23 protein-coding genes are annotated in these 24,555 nt (G+C 49.0%); 7 read left to right on the top strand and 16 right to left on the bottom strand.

Annotated features, from left to right (window positions below; genetic code table 11):
• Positions 1–27 precede the first annotated feature (27 nt).
• The 11 genes from lpxD to MPB2EB_RS03405 form a co-directional block, all read right to left on the bottom strand.
• A complete protein-coding gene (gene lpxD, locus MPB2EB_RS03455) occupies positions 28–1,113 on the bottom strand; it encodes a UDP-3-O-(3-hydroxymyristoyl)glucosamine N-acyltransferase (protein WP_185182461.1) in 1,086 nt (361 codons plus the stop codon).
• Position 1,114: 1 nt separating this feature from the next.
• Positions 1,115–1,606 carry an OmpH family outer membrane protein gene (locus MPB2EB_RS03450; RefSeq protein WP_185182460.1) on the bottom strand — a complete coding sequence of 164 codons (492 nt, stop codon included), beginning with the start codon at positions 1,604–1,606 and terminating at the stop codon, positions 1,115–1,117.
• A 105-nt stretch (positions 1,607–1,711) separates the two neighbouring features.
• Complete coding sequence (gene bamA, locus MPB2EB_RS03445) at positions 1,712–4,033, bottom strand: outer membrane protein assembly factor BamA (protein ID WP_185182459.1); 2,322 nt, start codon at positions 4,031–4,033, stop codon at positions 1,712–1,714.
• A 144-nt stretch (positions 4,034–4,177) separates the two neighbouring features.
• Positions 4,178–5,341, bottom strand: coding sequence for a 1-deoxy-D-xylulose-5-phosphate reductoisomerase (locus tag MPB2EB_RS03440; protein WP_185182458.1), 1,164 nt, complete (start codon positions 5,339–5,341; stop codon positions 4,178–4,180).
• Between the two features lie 21 nt (positions 5,342–5,362).
• A complete protein-coding gene (locus MPB2EB_RS03435) occupies positions 5,363–6,259 on the bottom strand; it encodes a phosphatidate cytidylyltransferase (protein WP_185182457.1) in 897 nt (298 codons plus the stop codon).
• On the bottom strand, positions 6,253–7,026 hold the full coding sequence (gene uppS, locus MPB2EB_RS03430; RefSeq protein WP_185182456.1) for a polyprenyl diphosphate synthase: 774 nt from the start codon (positions 7,024–7,026) through the stop codon (positions 6,253–6,255). Before uppS ends, MPB2EB_RS03435 begins: the two co-directional genes overlap by 7 nt.
• Before the next feature lie 31 nt (positions 7,027–7,057).
• The gene (gene frr / locus MPB2EB_RS03425) at positions 7,058–7,618 is read right to left on the bottom strand and encodes a ribosome recycling factor (protein WP_185182455.1); all 561 of its coding nucleotides are present in this window, start codon (positions 7,616–7,618) and stop codon (positions 7,058–7,060) included.
• 72 nt (positions 7,619–7,690) lie between these two features.
• A complete protein-coding gene (gene pyrH, locus MPB2EB_RS03420) occupies positions 7,691–8,416 on the bottom strand; it encodes a UMP kinase (RefSeq protein WP_185182638.1) in 726 nt (241 codons plus the stop codon).
• Between the two features lie 79 nt (positions 8,417–8,495).
• Positions 8,496–9,383 (bottom strand): translation elongation factor Ts, encoded by an 888-nt coding sequence (gene tsf, locus MPB2EB_RS03415; RefSeq protein ID WP_185182454.1) that lies wholly within the window; start codon positions 9,381–9,383, stop codon positions 8,496–8,498.
• Between the two features lie 144 nt (positions 9,384–9,527).
• Positions 9,528–10,283, bottom strand: coding sequence for a 30S ribosomal protein S2 (gene rpsB, locus MPB2EB_RS03410; RefSeq protein WP_185182453.1), 756 nt, complete (start codon positions 10,281–10,283; stop codon positions 9,528–9,530).
• A gap of 192 nt (positions 10,284–10,475) precedes the next feature.
• Complete coding sequence (locus MPB2EB_RS03405) at positions 10,476–11,531, bottom strand: asparaginase (RefSeq protein WP_185182452.1); 1,056 nt, start codon at positions 11,529–11,531, stop codon at positions 10,476–10,478.
• A 321-nt stretch (positions 11,532–11,852) separates the two neighbouring features.
• On the opposite strand from MPB2EB_RS03405, the gene lexA reads away from it, so the two are divergent.
• The 5 genes from lexA to MPB2EB_RS03380 all read left to right on the top strand — a co-directional run bounded on the left by lexA (position 11,853) and on the right by MPB2EB_RS03380 (position 17,902).
• Positions 11,853–12,506, top strand: coding sequence for a transcriptional repressor LexA (lexA, locus tag MPB2EB_RS03400; RefSeq protein ID WP_185182451.1), 654 nt, complete (start codon positions 11,853–11,855; stop codon positions 12,504–12,506).
• Positions 12,507–12,699: 193 nt separating this feature from the next.
• Entirely contained in the window at positions 12,700–13,749 is a 1,050-nt protein-coding gene (dusA, locus tag MPB2EB_RS03395) for a tRNA dihydrouridine(20/20a) synthase DusA (protein WP_185182450.1), read from the top strand.
• A 6-nt stretch (positions 13,750–13,755) separates the two neighbouring features.
• The gene (locus MPB2EB_RS03390; protein WP_185182449.1) at positions 13,756–14,589 is read left to right on the top strand and encodes a thymidylate synthase; all 834 of its coding nucleotides are present in this window, start codon (positions 13,756–13,758) and stop codon (positions 14,587–14,589) included.
• A 3-nt stretch (positions 14,590–14,592) separates the two neighbouring features.
• Positions 14,593–15,087, top strand: a complete 495-nt coding sequence (locus tag MPB2EB_RS03385; RefSeq protein ID WP_185182448.1) for a dihydrofolate reductase — start codon at positions 14,593–14,595, stop codon at positions 15,085–15,087.
• A 292-nt stretch (positions 15,088–15,379) separates the two neighbouring features.
• A complete protein-coding gene (locus MPB2EB_RS03380) occupies positions 15,380–17,902 on the top strand; it encodes a hypothetical protein (protein ID WP_185182447.1) in 2,523 nt (840 codons plus the stop codon).
• On the opposite strand, the gene pmbA is transcribed toward MPB2EB_RS03380, so the two are convergent.
• Together pmbA and orn are read right to left on the bottom strand one after the other, a co-directional pair.
• Complete coding sequence (pmbA, locus tag MPB2EB_RS03375; RefSeq protein ID WP_185182446.1) at positions 17,850–19,208, bottom strand: metalloprotease PmbA; 1,359 nt, start codon at positions 19,206–19,208, stop codon at positions 17,850–17,852. The genes MPB2EB_RS03380 and pmbA overlap by 53 nt on opposite strands.
• Before the next feature lie 54 nt (positions 19,209–19,262).
• Positions 19,263–19,856 (bottom strand): oligoribonuclease, encoded by a 594-nt coding sequence (orn, locus tag MPB2EB_RS03370; protein WP_185182445.1) that lies wholly within the window; start codon positions 19,854–19,856, stop codon positions 19,263–19,265.
• Between the two features lie 123 nt (positions 19,857–19,979).
• Here orn and MPB2EB_RS03365 point away from each other — a divergent pair, with 123 nt between their 5' ends.
• Positions 19,980–21,230, top strand: a complete 1,251-nt coding sequence (locus tag MPB2EB_RS03365) for a M48 family metallopeptidase (protein ID WP_185182444.1) — start codon at positions 19,980–19,982, stop codon at positions 21,228–21,230.
• Positions 21,227–22,117, top strand: coding sequence for a ribosome small subunit-dependent GTPase A (gene rsgA / locus MPB2EB_RS03360; protein ID WP_185182443.1), 891 nt, complete (start codon positions 21,227–21,229; stop codon positions 22,115–22,117). The genes MPB2EB_RS03365 and rsgA overlap by 4 nt, the downstream gene beginning before the upstream one ends.
• 51 nt (positions 22,118–22,168) lie before the next feature.
• Here the strand turns inward: rsgA and MPB2EB_RS03355 are convergent, their stop codons facing one another.
• The 3 genes from MPB2EB_RS03355 to trmD all read right to left on the bottom strand — a co-directional run bounded on the left by MPB2EB_RS03355 (position 22,169) and on the right by trmD (position 24,538).
• Complete coding sequence (locus tag MPB2EB_RS03355) at positions 22,169–23,113, bottom strand: CobD/CbiB family protein (RefSeq protein ID WP_185182442.1); 945 nt, start codon at positions 23,111–23,113, stop codon at positions 22,169–22,171.
• A 105-nt stretch (positions 23,114–23,218) separates the two neighbouring features.
• Positions 23,219–23,608, bottom strand: coding sequence for a 50S ribosomal protein L19 (rplS, locus tag MPB2EB_RS03350; protein WP_185182441.1), 390 nt, complete (start codon positions 23,606–23,608; stop codon positions 23,219–23,221).
• Between the two features lie 168 nt (positions 23,609–23,776).
• A complete protein-coding gene (trmD, locus tag MPB2EB_RS03345) occupies positions 23,777–24,538 on the bottom strand; it encodes a tRNA (guanosine(37)-N1)-methyltransferase TrmD (RefSeq protein ID WP_185182440.1) in 762 nt (253 codons plus the stop codon).
• Positions 24,539–24,555: the final 17 nt, after the last annotated feature.

Raw genomic sequence — 24,555 nt, 5'->3', positions numbered from 1 at the left:
AATGATTGGTCTCAGTCACGCTGATAGTTATTTATTTTGGCTAGTGAATAGCAATGCTTCAAGTTGCTTAAGACGCGCCTTCATTTTATCGAGATTACGCATCAAAGCAGCATTACGATTCCAAGCAGCATTTTCAATCGCGGGAAATGCGCTAGTATAAACGCCGGGCTTAGATAAAGATTTTGAAACGCCTGATTTGGCGGTCACAATGACTCGATCCGCTAATGTCAAATGGCCGGCGATACCCACTGCGCCGCCGATCATACAATGTTGGCCAATCACGGTACTGCCGGCAATGCCGGCACAAGCGGCAATCACGGTGTAAGCGCCAATCCGACAATTATGGGCAATTTGCACTAGGTTATCAATTTTCACACCGTGCTCAATCACCGTATCCGTCATTGCGCCACGGTCAATCGTGGTATTCGCGCCAATTTCAACATCTTCGCCCAGCACGACCGCACCAGTTTGTGGAATTTTGACCCATTCGCCCGTGCCACCATTAAAATCGGGGGCAAAACCAAAACCATCTGCGCCAATCACGGCACCCGCATGAATCCGCGCCCGCGCGCCAAGCGTACACCCATGATACACCGTAACCTGCGCAGACAAATGCGCGTCGTCGCCAAGCGTAACACCATGCCCAATATAGACATGTGCCTCTAGACGCACGCGCTCGCCAATCACTGCATTAGCCTCAATCACCACATGCGGCCCAATCGATGCCGTAGCCGCAATGCGCGCGCTAGGGTCAATCACGGCGCTGAGATGAACCCCGGGCGACACCGGTAATTGTTTCACTGCGGCAAAGCATTGCGCAACGCGCGCGAAATAGGCGTACGGATTAGGTGTGACAAGAAACGAGCACGCGCCACGGTTTTTAACTTTCAGTAAATCAGCGCGGGTAATCAATACAGCACCGGCTTGCGTTGTTTCAAGCTGAGCCAGGTATTTGGGATTAGCCAAAAAGCTGAGCTGCTGCGACTGCGCGCTCTCCAAGGGCGCCAAACCGCGAATGCAACAAGCGCCATCGCCCACAACTTCACCACCAAACTGCTGCGCAAGTTGCTCGAGAGTGAATATTTTGTTGTTGGAAGCCGGCTGCGCTTTCATTTCAGAGGCCGCTATTGGGTTTACTCAGCGCTTTGAGTACATCATCCGTAATATCAATGCGCGGATTAACGTAGACGGCTTCTTGTACAATCAAATCATAATTTCTTGCTTCAGAGATCTGCTTGATCACTTTATTGGCGCGCTCCAACACAGCAGCCAATTCTTCATTGCGGCGTTGATTAAGGTCCTCACTAAATTCACGTTGCTTGCGCTGAAAATCGGCATCTAGTTGCGTCAGCTCCAATTGCGCTCTTTTGCGCTCAGGATCGGATAGAGTGATGGCATTTTTATCCAGCTTATTAGACTTCGCTTTTAAAGTCTTGGCAAGAGTTTGCAGTTCTTGATCGCGCTTTGAGAATTCCTGCTTGAGCTTTTCTTGCGCCGCCTTAGCCAATGCGGATTCACGCAAAATACGATCTGAATTGACGGCCGCAATCCGCACTTCATGGGTCGGCACTTCCACAGGGCTTGCGTATACGCGGGCCGAACTCATGCACAAAAGAAATGCGAAGCAACACGCGTAATGCGATGTAGAGAGATTATTTAACACGGTACGCCTCTATATTGGGTTGTCTGCACAATTTTAATCGATACGTTTTCAGAAGGCCGTGCCAAGCTGAAATTGAAATTTTTGGTAGCTATCGCCAGGCTTTTTACTTAATGGGAAGCCCAAGCTAAATTTTAATGGGCCAACTGGCGAAATCCAGGCGAGCCCTACCCCATAGCCATAACGCAAGCTGCCCAAAGAAATCTGCTGATCTGGACCCCACACATTACCCCCGTCAATGAAAGTAAATAAACGTAGCGTACGATCATAGCCTGTTTTGGGTAACGGAAAAGTGAGCTCAATATTGCCAACTAACATTTTAGAGCCGCCAATTGCGTCGCTACTCTCGGTATCTTTAGGGCCCAATGAACTCGGCTCATAGCCGCGCACAGAGCCAATTCCACCCGCGTAGTAGTTTTTAAAGATCGGATACGGTTTGCCAGAAAGTCCGCGCCCATAACCCAACTGCCCATTTAAGCCCAGCACAAAACCACGCGCAAACGAGTAATAATATTGTTGCTGCAAATCGATTTTGTAATATTGAGTGTCACCTGCTGGCGTACCCAACTCGCCATTGGCTTGAGTGTAATAACCGCGGCTTGGTACTAAAGCGCTATCACGACTGTCGCGCGCCCAGCCAATCGTCAGGGGAACGTTATTCACCACCCGACCAAATTGATCAATGTAGTTCCGGTAAGCTTTGGGTGCAGTTTCATCTGCTTTCATTTGGTCTTGCTCAAAACCGGCACCGAGATAAACGGTATCAAATTCAGAAAACGGGATGCCAAATTTCAGATTACCGCCAATACTGATGATTCTGAAATTACTGGTACCTGACATCAGGTTTGAGCCGCCATATAGCAACGGCTGATAAGTCCGATAATAAGCCTCGGTAATCCGTTTAATGCCGTCTATCGTAAAATAAGGATCGACTTGCGTAACCGACAGCGTACGATAGGTTTTAGCCGTATTCACATTAATGGCCAGGCTGGTGCCCGAGCCAAATACATTATCTTGCGAGACACCCGCTGACAGCACGATCTTATCTGTCGATGAAAATCCCGCACCCACGTTGACTGCGCCAGTCGGTTTTTCCGCTACTTTAACATCGACATCAACTTGGTCGTTGGTTCCTTCAACCGGCACCATAGCGACATTCACATCCGTAAAATAGCCCAGGCGATTCACTCGATCTTGCGATAATTTCAGCCGCTGTCCATCGAACCAAGCGCTTTCAAATTGGCGCATTTCACGACGAATGACTTCATCGCGCGTACGATTATTGCCAATCACATTCACTCGCCGCACATAGACCCGCTGTCCCAGTTTAATTTGAAAATTAAGCGCTACCGTATACCGCTGTTGGTCAGTCGCTTGCTGCACATTAACCGTAGCGAAAGCATAGCCGTACTCACCCAGTTTATCCGTTAGCGCTTTGCTGGCAGCGCGCAGCTTTGCGGCTGAAAAACGCTCGCCAAGCCGGATTTTAATCAACTTCAACAACTCTTCTTTTTTGTCGAGCAACTCGCCGCTGAGCTCTAAATTAGCCACCGTGTACGGCTTACCTTCATGCAGGTTAAACGTCAAATAAATATCTTTTTTATCCGGGGAAATGGAAACCCGTGTCGACTCAAAATCAAATTCTAGATAGCCCCTATCATGATAGTAGGAACGAATGCCTTCCAGGTCATTTTCCAGTTTTTCACGCGCATACAAATCATTCCTGGTGTACCAAGAAAACCAGTTAGGAGGCGAGAGTTGCATCTCATCTTCCAGCGTGCTTGTTCTAAACGCCTGATTGCCAATGAAATTGACTTGCCGGATGCGAGCGACGGGTCCTTCGGTCACTGAAAATAGCAGATTGACTTGGCTGCGATCAAACGGCGTGACTGTCGTCGTCACTTCAGCTGCGTAGTAACCTCGTGTGAGATAACGGCGCTTAAGCTCTTGTGTCGCTTTATCGATGAGATTTTTATCGTAATAATGGCCTGGCGACAAACCTAATGCGCCGCGCAGCAATTTATACAGATTGTCTTTATCAAATTCGCGCAAGCCGGCAAAATCAATCGATGCAACAATTGGCCGTTCTTGCACTTGAACCACAACCAGATCGCCTTGCGCCAGCACGCGCACATCGCTAAAGAATCCCGTTGCATAAAGCGCGCGAATCACTTGCGAGCCTTTTTCATCGGTAAACGCTTGGCCTTGCTTAAGAGGCAAATAAGCAAACACCGTCCCCGCTTCAATCCGGCGCAGACCTTCAATCCGAATATCTTTCACTACAAAAGGAGCGACTGCGTGCGTCAGCGTGACATACGCTGAGACAGCAGCAAGCATAAACGCCTTAAATGCAAAACGAAGTAGAAGCAACATCTATCCTTAACGAAAAACTTAACCAATAATCATAACAGATCATGCTATCTTATTTCCTAGACAGCCATGCCCCGATCAGCCGGTACTGCGCTTTCCCCCCCCCCACTCAACCTAATTCGATTGAACGCTTAAACTCAAGCAAATTTATATTGCCAGCGCCGCAATTTCTGTCGCAGCCAACCGCCGCGCCTGCGCATCGGCTGCGCGTATGTCATCTAGCGTATGGACTGCACTAGGCTCAATCCGTTCCAATACCTCAGCCACAACTTCAGCAATCGAAGTAAAGCGTAGCGCACCACATAAAAAAGCCTCAACCGCCACTTCATTCGCCGCATTCAGTACCGCACTCGCTATACCCCCCTGCCGTAATGCTTCGAGGGCCAGCGTTAAGCAGGGAAATCGCTCCGCTTGAGGCCGTTCAAAACTGAGCGTGGCAAGCGCAGCTAAATCTAATGGCGCAACTCCTGCTGCAATCCGCTCGGGAAAAGCCAGCGCGTGCGCAATAGGAGTCCGCATATCTGGGTTGCCAAGTTGCGCTAACACTGACCCATCGATATAACTGACCATCGAATGAATTACACTTTGTGGATGAATCAGTACTTCAATTTGCTGCATCGGCACGTCAAACAACCAATGCGCCTCGATAACCTCAAGCCCCTTGTTCATCATGGTGGCGGAATCAACCGAGATTTTACGGCCCATGCGCCAATTCGGATGAGCACACGCTTGATCTGGGGTAACCTCGGCCAACGACGCAAGTGCACGGGTACGAAATGGCCCACCTGACGCCGTCAGAGTAATCTTCTCAACGCCAGCGCGGGTGGATAAACATTGATAAATCGCATTGTGCTCACTGTCTACCGGAAGCAGCTGTGCGTTATGATGGCGTACAGCCGCCATAAACAAGCCACCCGACATGACCAGCGCTTCTTTATTGGCTAACAAGATGCGCTTACCCGCATAAGCAGCGGCAAGCGTTGGCGCAAGCCCGGCCGCGCCCACAATCGCGGCCACTACCGTATCGCACTGCGCGGCATGCGCCAACTCAATCAGCGCTGCTTCGCCATAAGCCACTTCGGTGCGACTGCCAGCAGCCTTTAACTGAGCTTCTAGCTGAGTCGCCAAGCCAGCATTTCCAACCACTGCAAACTGTGGGGCAAAACGTAAGCACTGCTCAAGCAATTTATCAATATTGCGGTGCGCGCTAAGCCCAAATACAGAAAAACGCTCTGGGTGACGCGCAACAATATCCAGCGTGCTGTCGCCGATTGAGCCAGTGGCTCCAAGTATAGTTAGACGCTGTCTCATATCGCTTTGGGCTTCACACCTTTAGAGAGGCATCAAGCGCACCAGCCCCCCATACAGGCCAACTGCCAATGTGAGCATTGGCAACAACGCGTCCAATCGATCTAACACCCCACCATGGCCGGGCAAGAGCCCACTCGAATCCTTCAGACCGGCTTGCCGCTTCATCAATGATTCAAATAAATCACCTGCAACGCCAACGCCAACCAGTAAGGTTAATATAATGAGTAAACCACACCAGCCGCTGAACGAGCCAACGTAAGCAGTAAAAGGCAATACATCGAAAACGCGACTTACGCCTGCCACCGCAGCCATGCTTGTTAGCACTAACAACCAAGCGCCTAACACGCCTTCCCAAGTCTTGCCTGGGCTAATTAAGGGCGCCAATTTATGCTGCCCGAAGCGTTTGCCAGCAAAATAAGCGCCGCTATCGGCCAGCCATACAACCAGTAAAATAGAGATGAGAAAAGTCGGCCCTACACTATGCGCGGCCATCAACGCATGCCAACCTACGGGAAAAATTACAAAACCGACCAGCAACAAAAACCCTCGCCAGAGACCCGCCGCTAACGTAGATTTGCGCAGTAGGATAAATGGCACCACTGCGCCCCAAAAAAAGGCTGCAATCCAATATAAAATCGGCCACCACTCATTGCCAAAAAACGCGGGCGACGCGTCTTGCAACAGACCCTTAATCTGCCATGGCGCTAGCGCAAAAAAAACCAATAATAAGCCCACCAGCACCGCATAGCTGATCTGCAGTTTAGGCGCGAGCTTCAATAAACGCGCCCATTCCCAAGCCGCCAACGTTAGTACGCCAATCACCAGCATACTTAATAAATGGGTCATTCCTGTGCAAAAAATCATTGGCAGAAACACTGTCAATAAAATTGCAGCCGTCATAATGCGGGTTTTTAACATGACAACAAATTTTCTGCAGCTTCAAGTTGCGCACTGATGCGACCAAAACGGCGTTCGCGTTGACGATACCAATCGAGTGCAAGATCTAGTGCCTGGGCATCGAAATCAGGCCAAAAAATATCCGTGAAATAGAGTTCAGTATAAGCAAACTGCCACAGCAGAAAATTGCTTAAACGCTGTTCGCCGCCAGTACGGATAAAAAGATCGGGTTCTGGCGCATACGCCATTGCCAAATGTTTTGATAAATCCGCCTCGTCTATGGGCTTAACACTTTTTTCAGCGACGGCTTGCGCAGCCAGCTTAGAAGCCGCTTGCGTGAGGTCCCACCGGCCGCCATAGTTAGCCGCGATAGTCAGCGTCATGCGTTGATTCTTTGCGGTCTTTGCCTCAGCGCCGCGCACTAGCTCTTGGATGTGTGGCTCAAATTTAGTCAAATCGCCAATCACACGCAGCCGAATGCCATTCGCATGCATCTTGCCAATTTCACGTTCAAGCACGCTGACAAAAAGGCGCATTAGAAATGAAATTTCATCTGTTGGCCGACGCCAGTTCTCAGAGCTAAAAGCGAATAGGGTTAAGTATGAGATATTACGCCGCGCACAGGCTTCAACCATGCTACGCACGGTTTCAACGCCTTTAGTATGGCCGGCCACGCGCGGCAAGCGCCGTTGCGTCGCCCAGCGACCATTGCCATCCATGATGATGGCAATATGCCGCGGGCTTTGAGCTGCAGCCGGCGCCTCTATAGTAGAGCTTGTATAGGTCATAGCTGTTTCGCAGACCCGCAAGTGCGATGCCTTACACCTTCATAATTTCGCTCGATTTGGTTTGCACCAATTCGTCGATTTCAGAAACAAACTTATCGGTTAATTTTTGCACATCATCCTGAGCGCGGCGCCCGCTATCCTCTGGCACACCTTCGTCTTTAACCAATTTATCGAGCTGCTCTTTAGCATCCCGACGCAACCCTCGAATCACGATTTTCGCGGTTTCACCTTCGCTCTTAACCACTTTCGTCAACTCGCGGCGACGCTCTTCTGTCAAAGCGGGCATCGGCACCCGCAATAACTCGCCGTGCGTAGCTGGATTCAAACCCAAATCAGATTCACGAATCGCTTTTTCGACCACCGATACCATCTTCTTTTCCCAGGGCTGAACCCCAATCGTGCGCGCATCAATAAGCGTCAGATTAGCAACCTGCGAAAGCGGCACATGAGAGCCATAGTAATCGACCTGGATATGCTCAAGTAACCCCGTATGCGCGCGGCCCATACGGATTTTTGCAAGTACCTGTTTGAATGCATCTATCGAGCGTCCCATCTTGTGCTCAATATTTTTTTTAACCTCAGCTATACTCATTTAAAGCTCCCAATCGCCACTGTGCGCTAACCTCTAGCACAAAGGCGACAAATCGATACACCCACAGCATGGTTATACGTGGACCAGTGTCCCTTCTTCCTCGCCAAGCACGATGCGCTTTAAAGCGCCCGGTTTGACAATCGAAAATACGCGAATCGGCAATTTCTGATCACGGCAAAGCGCAAAAGCCGTGGCATCCATCACTTGTAAATTACGGCTGATCGCCTCATCGAAGCTAATTGTAGCGTAACGGGTTGCCGTCGGATCTCGGCGTGGATCTGCTGAGTAAACCCCGTCTACCTTAGTCGCTTTAAGAACAACTTCTGCGCCAATTTCAGAACCCCGCAAAGCGGCCGCTGTATCCGTGGTAAAAAAAGGATTGCCGGTTCCTGCTGCGAAGATAACCACTTTGCCTTCTTCAAGTTGCCGAATCGCGCGCGGGCGAATATAAGGTTCAACCACTTGATCTATGCGCAACGCCGACTGTACGCGAGCCTCAATCCCAGCATGACGCATCGCATCTTGCAGCGCCAGCGCATTCATGATGGTGCCCAGCATCCCCATATAGTCAGCGGTCGCCCGATCCATCCCGGCTGCGCCTCCGGCCATGCCACGAAAAATATTACCGCCGCCAATCACCACCGCAAGCTGCGTACCTAACTGAACCGCTTCTGCAATATCGGCCACCATGCGCTCAATCGTTGCCCGGTTAATACCAAAAGCATCATCACCCATGAGGGCTTCACCAGATAACTTTAATAATACTCGCTTATAGCGCTGGGGGGCAAAGGTTGGCATAAAGGTTGACATGAGAATTCTTAAATTAAACGCAGAACTTGATCTAAAAGAACTCAGTCAAGCTCTGCGAAATAAGCGTTTACGCCGACTGGGCAGCAGCCACTTGCGCCGCTACTTCAGCCGCGAAATCGCCCTGCTGTTTCTCGATCCCTTCGCCTGCAACGTAAATTGCAAAACGCTTCACGGAACTCTGAGCAGCTTTGAGCATCTCCTCAACGGTTTGCTTATCGTTTTTCACAAATGGCTGATTCAACAATGACACTTCTTTCAAATACTTTTGTACACTGCCTTCAACCATTTTGGCGATAATCTCGGCTGGCTTACCCGATTCGCTGGCTTTTTCTGAAGCGACTCTACGCTCTTTTTCAATCTGTTCAACTGGCACTGCATCTGCCGCGAGTGCGATTGGCCTCATAGCGGCGAGATGCATTGCAACATCTTTACCCACTTGCTCATCAGCCCCCTCATATTCCACCAACACGCCAATCTGCGTGCCATGCAAATAGGCAGCAAGTTTATGCGCGCTGGAATAGCAGACAAAGCGACGGATGGTTAAGCTTTCGCCTAGCCGACCAATCAATGTACGCCTTACCTCATCTACGGTCTCGCCCATCAAAGGAAGCGCCAATAGAGCGGTCAGATCGGCCGGCTTGTGAGTTACTGCGAGCTCAGCCACCTGTTTTGAAAAGGCGATAAAATCATCATTTTTAGCGACGAAATCTGTTTCGCAATTGAATTCGACTAAAGCCCCAACTTGGGTTGCAGCATCAATATGGGCGGCCACAATGCCTTCCGCCGTTACGCGCGCAGAAACTTTATCCGCTTTATTGCCTAGCTTTATGCGCAGCAACTCTTCGGCACGCGTCAAGTCTCCGCCTGCTTCGACCAAGGCTTTTTTACATTCCATCATCGGCGCATCTGTCTTAGAGCGCAATTTCGCTACCATGCTTGCGGTGATTTCCGCCATTCTTCACTCCTATCAATCCGGTTTACTTAGCCTGCCCGTTCTAGCAGTAGGTCATTTATCTGATCAAGCAGACTATGCAATGGCTAGGGGGGCTCATTTCATCTAGGCCCACCCTGCCGCTTCTCTTATCTGAGAAAAAACAGCTTACGCTTCTTCATTCACTTCAACAAATTCATCTTCAGACGTCTCGCCGCGCACTTCCTCAACCAATCCCTGCAATGCATTTTCGCGGCCTTCGAGAATCGCGTCAGCTACACCGCGGACATACAGCGCGACCGCTTTGCTAGAATCGTCATTGCCTGGAATGACGTAATCGATGCCTTCTGGCGAGTGATTAGTATCCACCACTGCAATCACTGGCACACCCAGTTTTTGCGCTTCAGTAATGGCAATTTTGTGATACCCCACATCGACCACAAAAATCGCATCTGGCATCCCGCCCATATCCTTCACACCACCGAGCGATTTATCCAGCTTTTCCAAACTCCGATCAAACATCAATGCTTCTTTTTTGCTCATGCGCTCAAGTTCGCCCGCCTCGACCATCGCTTCCATTTCTTTCAGCTTTTTGATCGATGATTTCAGCGTTTTGAAATTGGTAAGCATACCGCCCAACCAGCGGCTATTCACATAAGGCATTCCAGCGCGCGCAGCTTCTTCAGCAAGAATATCGCGTGACTGACGTTTGGTCCCAACAAATAAGATCGTCCCCCGCTTGGCCGCCACTTGACGCACATATTTCAGCGCATCTTGAAACATTGGCAGAGTTTTTTCGAGGTTAATAATGTGGATTTTGTTACGCTGGCCAAAAACGTAAGGCGCCATCTTTGGATGCCAAAAACGCGTTTGGTGTCCAAAGTGAACACCCGCCTCTAACATTTGCCGCATCGTAATAGACATAAAAATACTCCATAAGGGTTAGGTCTAAAACCAGCTGCGATACCCATTTTCAGCTTATTGAATAAGGCTATAGGCACCCCGGATGCGCTGGTTCGTTCATTTGGTTTGCTCCCTAGCCCATATGCATGACGCCCAATTTTTGAGCAACATGCCAAGACTCAAGCAGAACCAACCAGATATTTTAACACTGATTTAATAAGTGTCGAAGATACTTTGCAGCCGACTCGTCGGCACCGGCTGGTCGCCGGTGAGCGCCAACATTAATAGTACGCGCGCTTTATATGGATTTAATGTACCTGCGCTCACAAAGCCTAATTCATCATCGGGCGCAGCGCCATTACGCATCACATGCCCCGCTCCGACCCGACTGGCTCGCACCACTGCCACCCCGCGCTTGACGGCTTGGGCCAGCGCTTGCTGTAAAGGCACCCCCAACGAACCATTGCCGGTCCCCGCCGCAACAATACCGCGCACGCCCGTCGCCATGAGTGCGTCGACTAACACACTGGATGCGCCAGCATAATTCGTCACAATTTCAACCATAGGCCAAGCCTCAAGCGGTGTCTCAAACTCGCTCGCGCAAGTATGTCGCCGTTGCGGCGCGCGCTGAAATTCAACCCGCCCATCTTGCACCCAACCCAGCGCACCGACCTCTGGTGAGCGAAATGCGTCTACCGCATACGTACTCGTCTTAGTTACATCACGCGCACAATGAATTTGGTTATTCAAGACCACTAGCACGCCTTGGCCGATTGCTGCTTGATGAGCGGCTACCGTCACGGCATTAAAAAGATTGAGCGGCCCATCCGCCGATAGCGCAGTAGCAGGCCGCATAGCGGCGGTAAGCACCACGGGTTTAGAGCTTTTAACCCCTAAATGGAGCAAAAAAGCCGTTTCTTCAAGCGTATCTGTGCCATGCGTAATGACCACCCCATCAATTTCGGCGTGCATCAGTAATGCATTCACTCGATAAACCAGCTGCGACCAATCCGCAAACGTCACATCCTTGCTATCTATTTGTGCGCTTTGCTCGGCCTCGATATGGGCGATCGAATCTAACGCTGGCAGCGCTTGGAGCAAGCTCGCAATATCCAATATGCCCGCTTGATAATGAGCCGTTAGCGAAACAGCTGCCGTGGTCTCCGTCAACGCACCGGCAATCGTGCCGCCTGTGGCAACCACAACAATCCGCGGTAAACGCGCAGGAGATGCAGAAAAAGCCGAGATAGGAAGAAAATCCGCAAGCATTATATTAAATGGCTGTAAGGGGAATACAATAAGCCGGTTATAAATATCATGGCGAACCTAGCACCACTCAAGTACCCATGACGCGAACTTATCTCAAAACGGGCGAACAATACCCCGAATCTCAAGCAAACGCTAGCCGACACTGTTGCATAAACACGAACGACAAACCCACGAGCGGTTACGCTTGACACCCAAGCTAAATGCACCAAGCAAACTACGGCCCGCTGGCCTCAGAAAAAAAACGCCCGCTTTCATTCATTTACAAAACGCTTTATACTGTATAAAAAAACAGTCTAATTCGCTCAAATACGCCATCCAATCATGCCCAAACTCACCGTACGGCAACAGCAAGTTTTCAATTTAATTCGCCACGCTATTAAACAAAGCGGCTTTCCCCCAACCCGTGCAGAAATTGCCGCTCAGCTTGGCTTTAGCTCCGCGAATGCGGCTGAAGAACATCTCCGAGCATTGGCCCGCAAAGGCGTGATTGAACTCACTGCAGGCGCTTCGCGCGGCATTAAACTTAAAACGATCGCGCCCCGAGCCAAGCCGCGCCAACCTACGCTACCTGACGCTAGCTTCATGCAATTATCGCTGCCCCTGATTGGCCGCGTAGCAGCAGGCAGCCCGATTCTCGCGGCAGAGCATATTATTCAACACTATCAATGCGACCCCTCCTTATTCGCTAGCCGACCAGATTATTTATTGCATGTACGCGGCCTATCGATGCGCGATGCGGGCATTCTAGACGGGGATTTACTGGCGGTACGGCGTCAGCCTGACGCCCAAGACGGCCAGCTTATCATCGCCCGGCTTGATCATGAAGTCACTGTCAAACGCTTCAAGCGACGCGGCAAAAAAATAGAGTTGATTGCGGAAAACCCGGATTATCCTAACTTACTTATTGAACCTGAGCAGGTGGACTTCGCTCTTGAAGGCATCGTAGTTGGCTTAATCCGACCCAGCGGATTTTGAGTTATATCATCCCTCTCCTGGCACCTCCCCAAACCTCTTACTTTTTCAGCTAAGCTCGACCTTTGAGCTGCGCCATCAGACTATCAGTTAAAATAGATCCCCTTTATAGCTTTTATAAGTGGCTAAGTCATTCTCCCCTGAAGTGCGGACGGTTGATGGATCTACAAAAGCAGCTTCAATTTATGACTCTTTCATGACTCAGAATATATTGCGCAATGGCGTCAATGCGGATGAAGCGCTCCCTGACGCAACATCCTCGGTTGAGATCAAAAGTCGCCGCCGCGTTTGCGTCGCGCCGATGATGGACTGGACCGATCGTCACTGCCGCTACTTCCATCGACTCTTAACGCGCCATACATGGCTTTATACGGAGATGGTAACCACAGGTGCTCTGTTGCATGGCAATGCCGCACAACACCTTGCCTTTAATGAAAAAGAGCACCCGCTTGCATTACAGCTTGGCGGTAGCGAACCCAATGAGCTAGCACGCTGCGCCAAACTGGCCGCCAGCGCGAATTATGATGAAGTCAATCTGAACTGCGGTTGCCCATCTGAGCGCGTACAACGCGGCGCATTTGGTGCCTGCCTCATGGCGGAACCCGCGCTGGTTGCCGATTGCGTGCGCGCGATGTGCGATGCAGTATCGCTTCCAGTCACAGTCAAACACCGCATTGGCATTAACGACCGAACAGATTACGCTTTTGTGCGCGATTTTGTGGGGACCGTAGCGCATGCGGGTTGCCGTACTTTTATTGTGCATGCCCGCAATGCTATCCTGGGTGGGCTCAGCCCCAAAGAAAACCGCAGTATTCCCCCGCTCCGCTACGATTACGTGCACCGCTTAAAGCGCGACTTCCCCGAGCTCGAAATCATTTTAAATGGCGGCATTCAAACCCTTGAACAGATTGAAGAACATCTGGCTCAAGTAGATGGCGTTATGATAGGCCGCCAAGCCTACCATCAACCTTGGTTATTAGCGAGCGTTGACCGCGCTTTTTACCAGGCCCCAAGCCCCATACCGCAGCGGGCAGCAATTGAAGCCGAATTTATTGCTTATGCAGCGCAGGAACTTAAGCACGGCACCTATTTAGGCGCCATGACACGTCATATACTTGGCCTGTATCATGAGATGCCCGGCGCACGCAGCTGGCGCCGCGTCCTCTCAGATCATCACAAACTTGCCCTAGGCGATTTGCGTATTTTTAATGAAGCCCACCAGCACGGACTCTCTCCAGCAATTTGACACATCATGAAGCTCTACCACGAACTCCTACAAGATATTCTCAGCAACGGCACGTTTAAGCCGGACCGCACCGGTACCGGCACTCTGAGCGTATTTGGCCGTCAATTACGCTTCGACCTCGCGGCGGGCTTACCTATTGTCACCACGAAAAGAACGCATCTTAAGAGTGTCATTTACGAATTGCTTTGGTTCTTAAAAGGCGATACGAATATTCAATATTTAAACGATCATGGCGTCACCATTTGGGATGAATGGGCAGATGAGAATGGTGATTTAGGTCCTGTCTATGGCCATCAATGGCGCTTTTGGCCTAAGCCCGATGGTGGCAAAATCGATCAAATTGCTGAGCTGGTTAAGCAACTCAAAGAACGACCTCATTCACGCCGGTTATTGCTCACGGCTTTAAATCTCGCAGATTTTCCGGACGAAGCGCAAACTCCCGTAGAAAATGTTCATGCTGGCCGCATGGCGCTCGCGCCCTGTCATTGTTTAACGCAGTTTTACGTGAGCAGCAATAAACTGAGCTGTCTCCTTTATTGCCGCAGCCAAGACGTCTTTTTAGGCACGCCTTTCAACCTTGCCGGCTACGCATTATTGACACATATGTTGGCGCAGCAATGCGGGCTCACGGTGGGTGAACTCATTTGGACCGGCGGTGATTGTCATCTCTATCTCAACCATTTAGAACAAGTGAAACAACTGCTCACCCGCTCGCCCTATCCACTGCCGCAGTTCAGCTTTGCCCGCAAACCTAATGATCTGTTTAGCTACCGCTTTGAGGATTTTATGCTGACCAACTATCAATCTCACCCCGCGATCAAAGCGCCGATCGCCGTCTAAGATATGACTGAGCTTTCAATCATTGTCGCGCGCGCCCGTAATGGCGTGATTGGTCGGGATAATCAACTCCCCTGGCATCTACCTGAGGACCTAGCCTTTTTTAAACGCACAACCTTAGGCGCACCCGTCATTATGGGCCGCAAAACCCATGAATCGATTGGCCGACCACTACCTGGGCGACGTAATCTTGTGATTACACGTGACCCGACGCGAGTCTTCGCTGGCTGCGAAACCGTCAGCAACTTAGCTCATGCCCTTGAGCTTTGCGCCACCGCATCTGTGCCGCGCGCATTTTTAATTGGGGGGGCGCAGCTTTATGCAGAAGGACTCAACTATGCCAATCAGCTCATCATTACCGAAATCGACAAAGATTTTGATGGAGATGCATTCTTTCCTAAACCTGACCCCCTGCTCTGGAAGCCAATCACACAAAGTAAACACCGCAGTTTAGCGCCGAACGATTTTGCTTATGCGTTTGTTCTTTATGAGCGCAGGTAGAGAATAAAAGGCTTTTCGCTACGTTAAACTGAATGGCAGCGAAAGTTCAAAGAGTAAAAACTCGATATAAAAATAAATAGATAAGTAGCCGCAAAAGGAGGGCTCCCAATTACTATTTGGCCTGCGCATTCGTTATGTATGAACGCATAAGCCTATGTTCGCCATATTAGTATTCATTGCGCCAGATAAGCCAAGCAGCAGAGGATAAATACTTATAGTGAATAAGAAGAGCACCCACAACCCGATCTGTGGATGCTTAATTTGATTGCTTATTCTCTCTATTTATCCATCTATGAATCACAACACGCTGACTCAAAGTGCCGCAACGCACCCTATAAACCGGACACGGGCCGCAGAGTTACCTATCCAGGAATCAAAGCAAAACAGTGCAATCAGACGCAGCAGATCGCCCGCACTAGGCCTCCACTCAGAAACTCTGCTAGAAAATCATAAGAAACGAAGAGTTGGCGCTAACTTATATTCCACCAATATCCACCATAACGCTGAGCCAATTGATGCAGCTCACTCCCCTGGTTCTTTATCCTTATTTCCCACTCAAATTCCGGAGCAAGACGTTCTAAATTCCATCAAGAATATGAGCCCTGCCTTACATCAGCAAATAATCTGCTTGGAAAACCACGGCTGGCAAATCAAGGTAGGTAAACTAAGCACAAAAAATGTCTACTTGGATCGGCCGAATAAAGAAATCGTAATTGATCCTTATGTTCAGGCCAATAGCATTATGCCAATGAATTCATTCTCATTTGGCCAAACTTCAACTTCACTCTTTACCAAAGATCCATATTCTTATTTATTTAGCTTAGCTTATGAAGTAGGCCACGCCAGTGACACTCAACCTATCTCGATTGAAAGCCGAGAAGAATTTATAGAAAGCCATTTAAATCGAGAAATGCACGGCATTAAAAATGCATTCAAAATACGTGATGAGATTTTGCATTTATATGGTAAAGATATTTGGAAAAATAGATTAGATAAACACGCCCCTATCGATTTTGAAAAAATAAACTATGCAAAATTTTCTGAGAATAAATTTTTAAAAAAATTGGGCCGGATAAAAGCGTCGATTAACTCTCCAACTTACGCCGACCTCTATAGCCAAGCTTATGATTTTTTTGAAATTTCTACAGCTTTCTCACTCACAAACCCAGCTCTTATAAAATATGCACAGGATTGTTTTAATAAAACCGGCATCATATTAAAACCTCAGCAGATGCAGTTGTGTGCGCACGATCAAAATGACAATTTCATATGGTTAACTAAAGATCAAGCTCGTGTTATTGAATTTAATCGATCCGAAGAATTTATTAAAATAGGAATCCAGAATACCAAAGATATTTATAATTTGGTTAGTGTCGCATGTAAATCTGGCATGAGGAGTTCAATCTCAAATGAGAATAATAATTGGCATCGTTACAATTTTTGTTATGAAGACACGATGCTAGAACTACATATACAGCGCGATGAAAAATCCGGCCAAATTCTCGACCTACACGTACCAGAACAACCTTATTCAATCCCTGAGCGTAAACGACTCCAAGACGTATTAACGGGTGAAGGCGGCGCCACGATTAAACAATGGGCGGCACTCGCCGGCATGGCGCCTCATGCATTCTTAATCAAGATAATGCAAACCAAAAATCACTGCCGCCACAGTCTGGAGCACTCTCTTTGCTCAGAAGACGCTTGGCGCTCAGCAGATCCTCGTTTCGAGGTTTATCGGAACAAAAATAAAAATGACAAGTACACTTTTACTATTGCCGGGAAAATCGAGAATGGACAAATCATCGCTGCTACTCCAGGAACTAAACTAGATCATCTATTTATGTCTTTCTCTAGATTAGAAAAAGCTTATGCAAAATTAGAAAAAGAAGGCTGGACCATCAGATTGAGTCCACACGAAGAAGCTTATTGCTCAAGAAATGAAAAGGAAATTGCCATTGGAGCCAGTTATTTATCCAATGCAGCACTTCTACCGGCATTAGCCCATGAAATAGCACATGCACAATATAATGAAAGAGATACTCATTCTTTAGAAGAATATATTAAGGACAACAAACTAGACGAAGGAAATTCATTATTTTCAGAATTTAGCCTTATCGATCAGGCTAGAGATAAAAAATCAAAAAAAATGATCATTAATATGCTAAAAGAAGAATCAACTTCAGCCGAATTTAATGAAAATTACTCGATTTTCAAAAAATGGAAATCTGGTGAAATCACCCAAAATTCTGCCATAGAAGAATTTGGAAATATATATTCTAATTATTACCCATCAGGCTATCCTGAGAATATAAATTATGCAACTCTTTGGAAAACCTCATACGAAATTGACACGCCAGAGGGCGTTCAAAACAAGGTGAAGCTCTTAACTGAGCTAAAAGAAACACGCCCTTCACTCCAATTTTCTAATAAAGAATCCGCTCTTAATCAAGAGGTACACTTTATCTATCGCTTACCCATTAATGGAAAAATTATATTTATCGATCTCAATACCTTTGAGAAAGCAGTAAAAAATAGAGACTCTGAGCCGTTATTTGATCTAATCAGAAATGGAGTTCACTATGGAGATATGACTGTCCGGCCCGGCATTGAGCCTTATATCAGAATAGCAGAATCAACCTTTCACCAAGATGGGCTTTATTATAAAATCGAATATGAATTTAAAGATTCTGGTCATGTCTTCGATTTAAGAATCCAATCTTCCAAGGCCCCCTTCCAAGCTTTAGGCTCTATATCTATGCTCAACAACCCGCGATCGTCATCTGCTCAAGCAACACTGAGCCCGTCTCCTTAGCGCCATAAACATAGGTATCCGCTCCAATTGCGACAATCTGTTGAAACATGTGCTGCAAGGTACTGGCTACCGTAATTTCTTCAACCGGATATTGGATTGCCCCCCCCTCTACCCAAAACCCTGCCGCACCGCGTGAATAATCTCCGGTCACGTAGTTCACGCCGTGCCCAATCAACTCCGTAATGAAAAGCCCTGTGCCTAGTTTTTTTAACATCGCCGGCAAATCATCAGAGGGCTGCGTGAGTGTGCTTTGCAAGGCAAGATTATGCGAGCCACCTGCATTACCGGTCGTTTGCATCCCCAGTTTGCGCGCCGAGTAGCTCGATAAAAAGTAGCCTTGCATAATCCCTGCGTGCACCACCTCACGCGGGCGCGTACGCACGCCTTCTGCATCAAACGGCGTGCTCCCCATCGCGCGCAGGCGGTGAGGATCCTCAAGCAAACGAATATGAGGCGCAAAAACCTGACGGCCAAGGCCATCGACGAGAAACGTCATGTTGCGATACAGCGCACCGCCACTCGCAGCCTGCACAAAAGCGCCAATCAGCCCGGCGGCGAGGGGCGCGTCAAATAATACTGGGCATTTACGCGTGCTTAATGAACGTGCTCCAAGCCTTGCCAGAGCACGTTGCGCGGCATATGCGCCAAGCTCCTGAGGCGCTGCTAAATCAGATGCGCTACGTTTCGATGTATACCAACTATCTCGTTGCATATGCTGGCCGTGACCCGCAATCGGCGCACACGAAATAAAATGACGGGAAGTCGGGTAGCCCGCTAAAAACCCCTGGCTAGTCGCCAATACAGAATGTGCATGTTGCGCACAGACGCTGGCCCCTTCCGAATTACTGATACGGGCATCCGTAGCAAAGGCAGCTTGCTCGGCTTGACGCGCGAATGCAGCCGCTTCATCGGCACTGAGTTGCCATGGATGATATAGATCGAGCGCGAGTGGCGTAGGTTCAAGCAACTCTATATCTGCCAAGCCAGCGCAATCGTCCTCAGCCGTAAAGCGCGCAATATTATAGGCAGCAGCGACCGTATCGCGCAAAGCCTGCGGCATAAAATCCGAGGTACTCGCCTGACCGCGTTTTTTGCCGATCAACACGGAGACACTCACCCCCTTGTCACGGTTATGCTCGATCGTTTCAACCTCGCCACAACGCACCGTTACGGATAAACCATCGCCTTCGGAAACACCTACCGTCGCATCAGAGGCTCCAAGCTGTTTGGCATGGTGCAAAATATCCGAAGCAATTTCTTTTAATTGTTCTTGCGTACGCGGAAAAGAATGTGTTCTAGCGGCCATATTGAATGCAACTTAATTTGAAGTGAAGAATAAAAGAATGTCTATGGGTTGATTTTACAGTTTCTCATTGGGTGCCGACAACCGGATAAAGTGCTCGCGGTAGTATTTCAGCTCAGCGATCGATTCATGAATATCGGCTAGCGCTGTATGCAGCCCGCGTTTATGAAAACCTTTATAAATCAATGGCTGCCAGCGGCGACAGAGCTCTTTTACAGTACTCACATCCAGGTTACGGTAATGAAAAAACTTCTCAAGCTCAGGCATCCATTGCGCCATAAAACGACGATCTTGGCAGATTGAGTTACCGCACATCGGGGATTTGCCTGGCGGTACATAGCGCTGGATAAACTCACTAAGCTGTCTGATTGCCTCTTGCTCGTCGAGAGCGGAAGCACGCACCCGCTCGATCAGACCTGACGCGCCATGGGTTTTTTGATTCCACTCATTCATCGCGTTTAACACTTGATCTGTTTGATGAATCGCCAGCACCGGCCCTTCTATTGAGGTATTCAAATTCGAATCGGTCACCACCACCGCGATCTCAAGAATACGGTCAGTCGTAGGGTGCAACCCTGTCATTTCCATATCAAGCCAGATCAGGTTAAATTCGCTACGGGCAAGACTTGCTGTGGGCGTGGCAAGATTCATAGAAACCTCGGAGTTAGGTAAATTTGGTATCATGTTCTTAATATTTTTTAGCAAAACAGCGCTCAATCAGCGTAAATCTCAACTTACTATTTTCTCATACTCAATCTAACAGATAGCCTCTATATGCTGACTATATTTTTTATGCTGGCGTTAATTGCGATGGTCAGTACGAAATTATGGCTTGCTGCGCGCCAAATTCGTTATGTCACATTCCACCGTAGTGCAGTTCCTGTGCAGTTCGATCCAACGATTTCACTGACAGCCCATCAGCGCGCAGCTGACTATACCGTGGCGCGCACCCATCTTGCCAACGCTGAAACCGTTACCGGTGCAATCGTTCTATTTGCGCTCACCCTACTCGGTGGGTTGCAAGCATTAAGCGCAACCTTTACAACTTGGCTCGGCCAGGGTTACGCCGGACAAATTGCCCTGGTTGCCAGTGTGCTCGTACTCCTTAGCCTAATTGACTTGCCTTTTGACTATATTCGGCATTTTTCGATTGAGCAACGCTTTGGTTTTAATCGGATGACAAAAACGCTTTTCGTTGTCGACTTGCTTAAAGGTCTTGCGCTGAGCGCTCTGTTTGGCTTGCCGCTGCTTTTTATTGTGCTGTGGCTGATGGCGCAAGCAGGTCGTTTTTGGTGGCTGTGGGCGTGGGGCGTCTGGGCGACATTTAGTTTGCTCGCGCTGGTTATTTACCCAACCCTCATCGCTCCCCTTTTTAATCAATTCGAGCCCTTGCGCGATGAAGCCATGCGCAGCCGGATTGAAGCGCTGCTAAAACGCTGTGGCTTTGCCGCGCGCGGCTTATTTGTCATGGATGGCAGCCGCCGCTCAGCTCACGGTAATGCGTATTTCACCGGGTTTGGTAAAGCTAAACGGATTGTTTTTTTCGATACTTTGCTAGCACGCTTATCAGAAAATGAAGTTGAGGCCGTGCTGGCACATGAATTGGGGCATTTTAAACGACGCCATGTGATGCAACGGCTTGTCATCACCTTTGCCGTCAGCTTTGGATTACTGGCATTATTTGGCTGGCTGGTGCAGCACGACTGGTTTTATAGCAGCTTGGGCGTAACGCCCGCGCTCACTGCGGGCAGCCATCATGGCGTAGCACTTATTTTGTTCTTTTTAATTATGCCGGTTTTTCTCTTTTTCTTAGGTCCGCTGAATAGCTTGCTTTCGCGCCAGCATGAATTTGAGGCCGATGCGTTTGCCGCCAAACAAACCCATGCTCATGAGCTCGTTAGTGCGCTGGTTAAGCTCTATGAGGATAATGCCTCGACCTTGACTCCAGACCCTATCTATAGCACTTTTTATTACTCACACCCACCCGCAGCACAGCGTATCGAACGACTCTTGGCGGCAGCATGAACGCTCTCGAACACGGCGTGATTACTGCGGCCTACGGTCGCCATTATTTAATTGAGTTAGAAAATCATGGCGGTTTACTACAAGGATTTCCACGCGGCAAAAAAAATGAGGCGGCAGTTGGCGATAAAGTCATTTGTGAACGCCGCTCCAATAATCAAGGGGTGATTGTCGAAATTTTACCGCGCCGTAATTTACTTTATCGTTCAGATTTATTTAAAACCAAATATTTAGCCGCTAACCTTGATCAATTGCTGATTGTCCTAGCCACTGAGCCCTACTTTAGTGAAGACCTGTTGGGTCGCGCGCTAGTTGCTGCGCAAGCGAATCAACTCACGGTGCTTATTGTATTAAACAAAACGGACTTAACCGCTCAATTAGCAAACACACGAGCGCGGCTAAATGTGTATCGCGGGTTAGGCTTCGAAGTACTTGAAACTTCAGTTTGTGCCCACCCCCAAGCAACGCATAAGCAGCTAGTAGATCGGCTCGCCGGACGAGCGACATTACTGTTAGGCCAATCCGGCATGGGTAAATCATCCTTGGTGAATTTGCTGGTGCCTGAAGCTCAGGCCGCTACCCGCGAGATTTCGACTGCGTTAAAGACCGGCAAACACACCACAACGCTGACTCGGCTCTATACCCTGCCTGAAGGCGGCGTATTGATCGATTCACCCGGCTTCCAGGAATTTGGCTTACACCATTTACCTGAAGAAACGCTGGTGCGCGCATTTGTAGAGTTCCAGCCATTTCTTGCGGGCTGCCGCTTTTATAACTGTCGTCACCTGCATGAACCAAATTGTGCGGTATTGGCAGCGTTGGAAAGAGGAGAAATTGCACCAGCACGGCATGCGCTTTATATGCAATTGCTCACCGAAAAAAAGCGCTAGAGCGCAGATATTTAGCCGCACTCTATTTGCATATGCTGGCTTTTTAGGGCCTCACCCCAACCAAACTGCAATGGTTAACATGACCAACAGTACCATCCACAAAACCATTGCCCGCCAGCCAAGCCCAATCGCCGACTGCAACATCGCTGGCGTGCAATCCATACCTACCGACATGGGCGGCTCATCGCTAGCCAGCAGATCTATACTCGAGGGTTCAGCATGGGGGCCTTTTAAGCGAGCGCCTAAAGCGCCACTACCTGCAGCTAACAAAATCTCATCGTTTGTGTCAATCGGCCGCCGCACTTCTTTGCGCCAGGCATAAAGCGCATCTTCAAAGTTACCCACAATTGCAAAGCCCAGAGCGGTCAAACGCGCTGGAATCCAATCAAGGATAAAAAAAGCCTGTTGCGCAAACCTGGCAAGCGGCGCATGACGCTGATGGACTGTAGAAGACTCAGACCATAAGCGCGCTAAATATTCCGCCACCCGATATAACACTGCGCCAGCAGGTCCAAACGGGACTAAAAACCAGAAGAAAACGCCAAATACATGCCGATGAGAGGCAATCACGGCATGACTCAATGTATGGCGCACAATTTCACTCACTGGCATAGCGCTAGTGTCGATACCGGTCCACTGATTCAGGATCTCGCGGGCGCGCAAAATATCATGGTTATTTAAAGCAAACTTAATATCTGTAAAATAATGGCTAAATTGCCTAAAGCCGAGAGTGAAATAAACCACCACGATATTCCAGGCAAAAGCAAACACAAAGTGGATACGATACAGCACGTAGTAAACCAAACCCACCCCAAGCGCCCAGGGTAGTACAACAGCGAGCCAGGCAAGCGCGCTACGCTTGATTGCACCTTCTGCATCAAAACTATGTTTGACCAACGTTGCATGATGGCGCAGCAGTGTAGAAACAGGGTTTTGCAATGATAATGCGCGGACCTGTTCAAGAATGAGAGCGAACAATATGGAGAAAAAAGTCATGCGAAAAACCACGCCTGTCGAGTTAAATCCTACAAATGCAATGAAATAAAAAAGCACCCAAAGTTTTGCGCTATGGGTGCTTTTCCGCTCAGCTAAAAGGCTGCTTTAGGCTGCCGGGGCAGCAGAGCGATTTTTGAAAGTAAGCTTCTCTTTAATACGTGCTGATTTACCAGAACGCTCGCGCAGATAATATAATTTTGCGCGACGCACTGCACCGCGGCGCTTTACCTCGATACTTGCCAACAATGGCGAGTAAGTCTGAAAAGTCCGCTCAACGCCTTCACCCGATGAAATTTTACGGACAATAAACGATGAATTCAAACCGCGGTTACGCTTAGCGATCACCACACCTTCATAAGCCTGCACACGCTTGCGGCTGCCTTCAACCACATTGACACTGACTACGACCGTATCGCCTGGGGCAAAATCTGGAATCGTTTTACCCGCAAGCACGCGCTCGATTTCTTCTTGCTCGAGCTGTTCAATCAAATGCATGATTTACTCCTAAAATCATCTTACCAACGTTGTCTGCACACCCTCAAATCGAGGGGTGGCCTTGGCAGAGGATGACGCTATAAAAATGGTGCCGTACTCAAGTAAGGCACCGCCTACCGTTTCTCTTACGCTTGATTGAGCATAAAATACACGTTTCTCAGCCTAAAGTTAGGGCGCATGCAAACCAACATGCGCCGCCAGCCAGGCTTGATCCGCTTCCGTTAAGGTTCGTTTCAAACGCGCCGCGGCAATTAAATCAGGCCGTTTTGCTAGCGTTTCCGCTAGTGCTTGTTCACGCCGCCATTTTTTAATGGCCGCATGGTTGCCCCCTAATAATACCTCAGGTACATGCATCCCGTTGTATTCTTCCGGACGCGTGTAATGCGGACAATCCAGCAAACCATCCACGAAGCTATCTTGGAGCGCAGATTGCGCGTCACTTAATACATCAGGCAACTGACGAATCACGGCATCCATCAGCGCCATCGCAGGCAATTCGCCGCCAGATAAGACAAAATCACCCAGACTGACTTCTTCATCAACTTCCGCATCAATCAATCTTTGATCAATGCCTTCGTAGCGTCCACATAAAAGCACTAAGCCAGGTTCGGCGGCCAGTCGCATCACGTCGAGATGCGTTAACGGCTTACCTTGCGGCGACATCAGGATAATGCGAGGTGTCGCGCCTATTTTAGCCTGCTCCGCTTTAGCAGCCGCCAACGCGGCCGCCAGCGGCTGCGCCAACATGACCATACCAGGACCGCCGCCGTATGGGCGATCATCCACTGTCCGATGACGATCCGTCGTGAAATCACGTGGATTCCAGGTGCGCAACTCATAGCGCTTTTGCTTCGCCGCGCGGCCTATAACGCCCCACTCGGTGAGAGCGCGAAACATTTCTGGAAAAAGCGTAACCGCATCAAATTGCATCGCACCCTCTAATCCAC

Origin of the sequence: Mycoavidus sp. B2-EB, from assembly GCF_014218255.1 — a bacterium.
Taxonomy (GTDB): Bacteria; Pseudomonadota; Gammaproteobacteria; order Burkholderiales; family Burkholderiaceae; genus Mycoavidus.
This window is presented reverse-complemented; position numbering and strand designations above follow the sequence as displayed.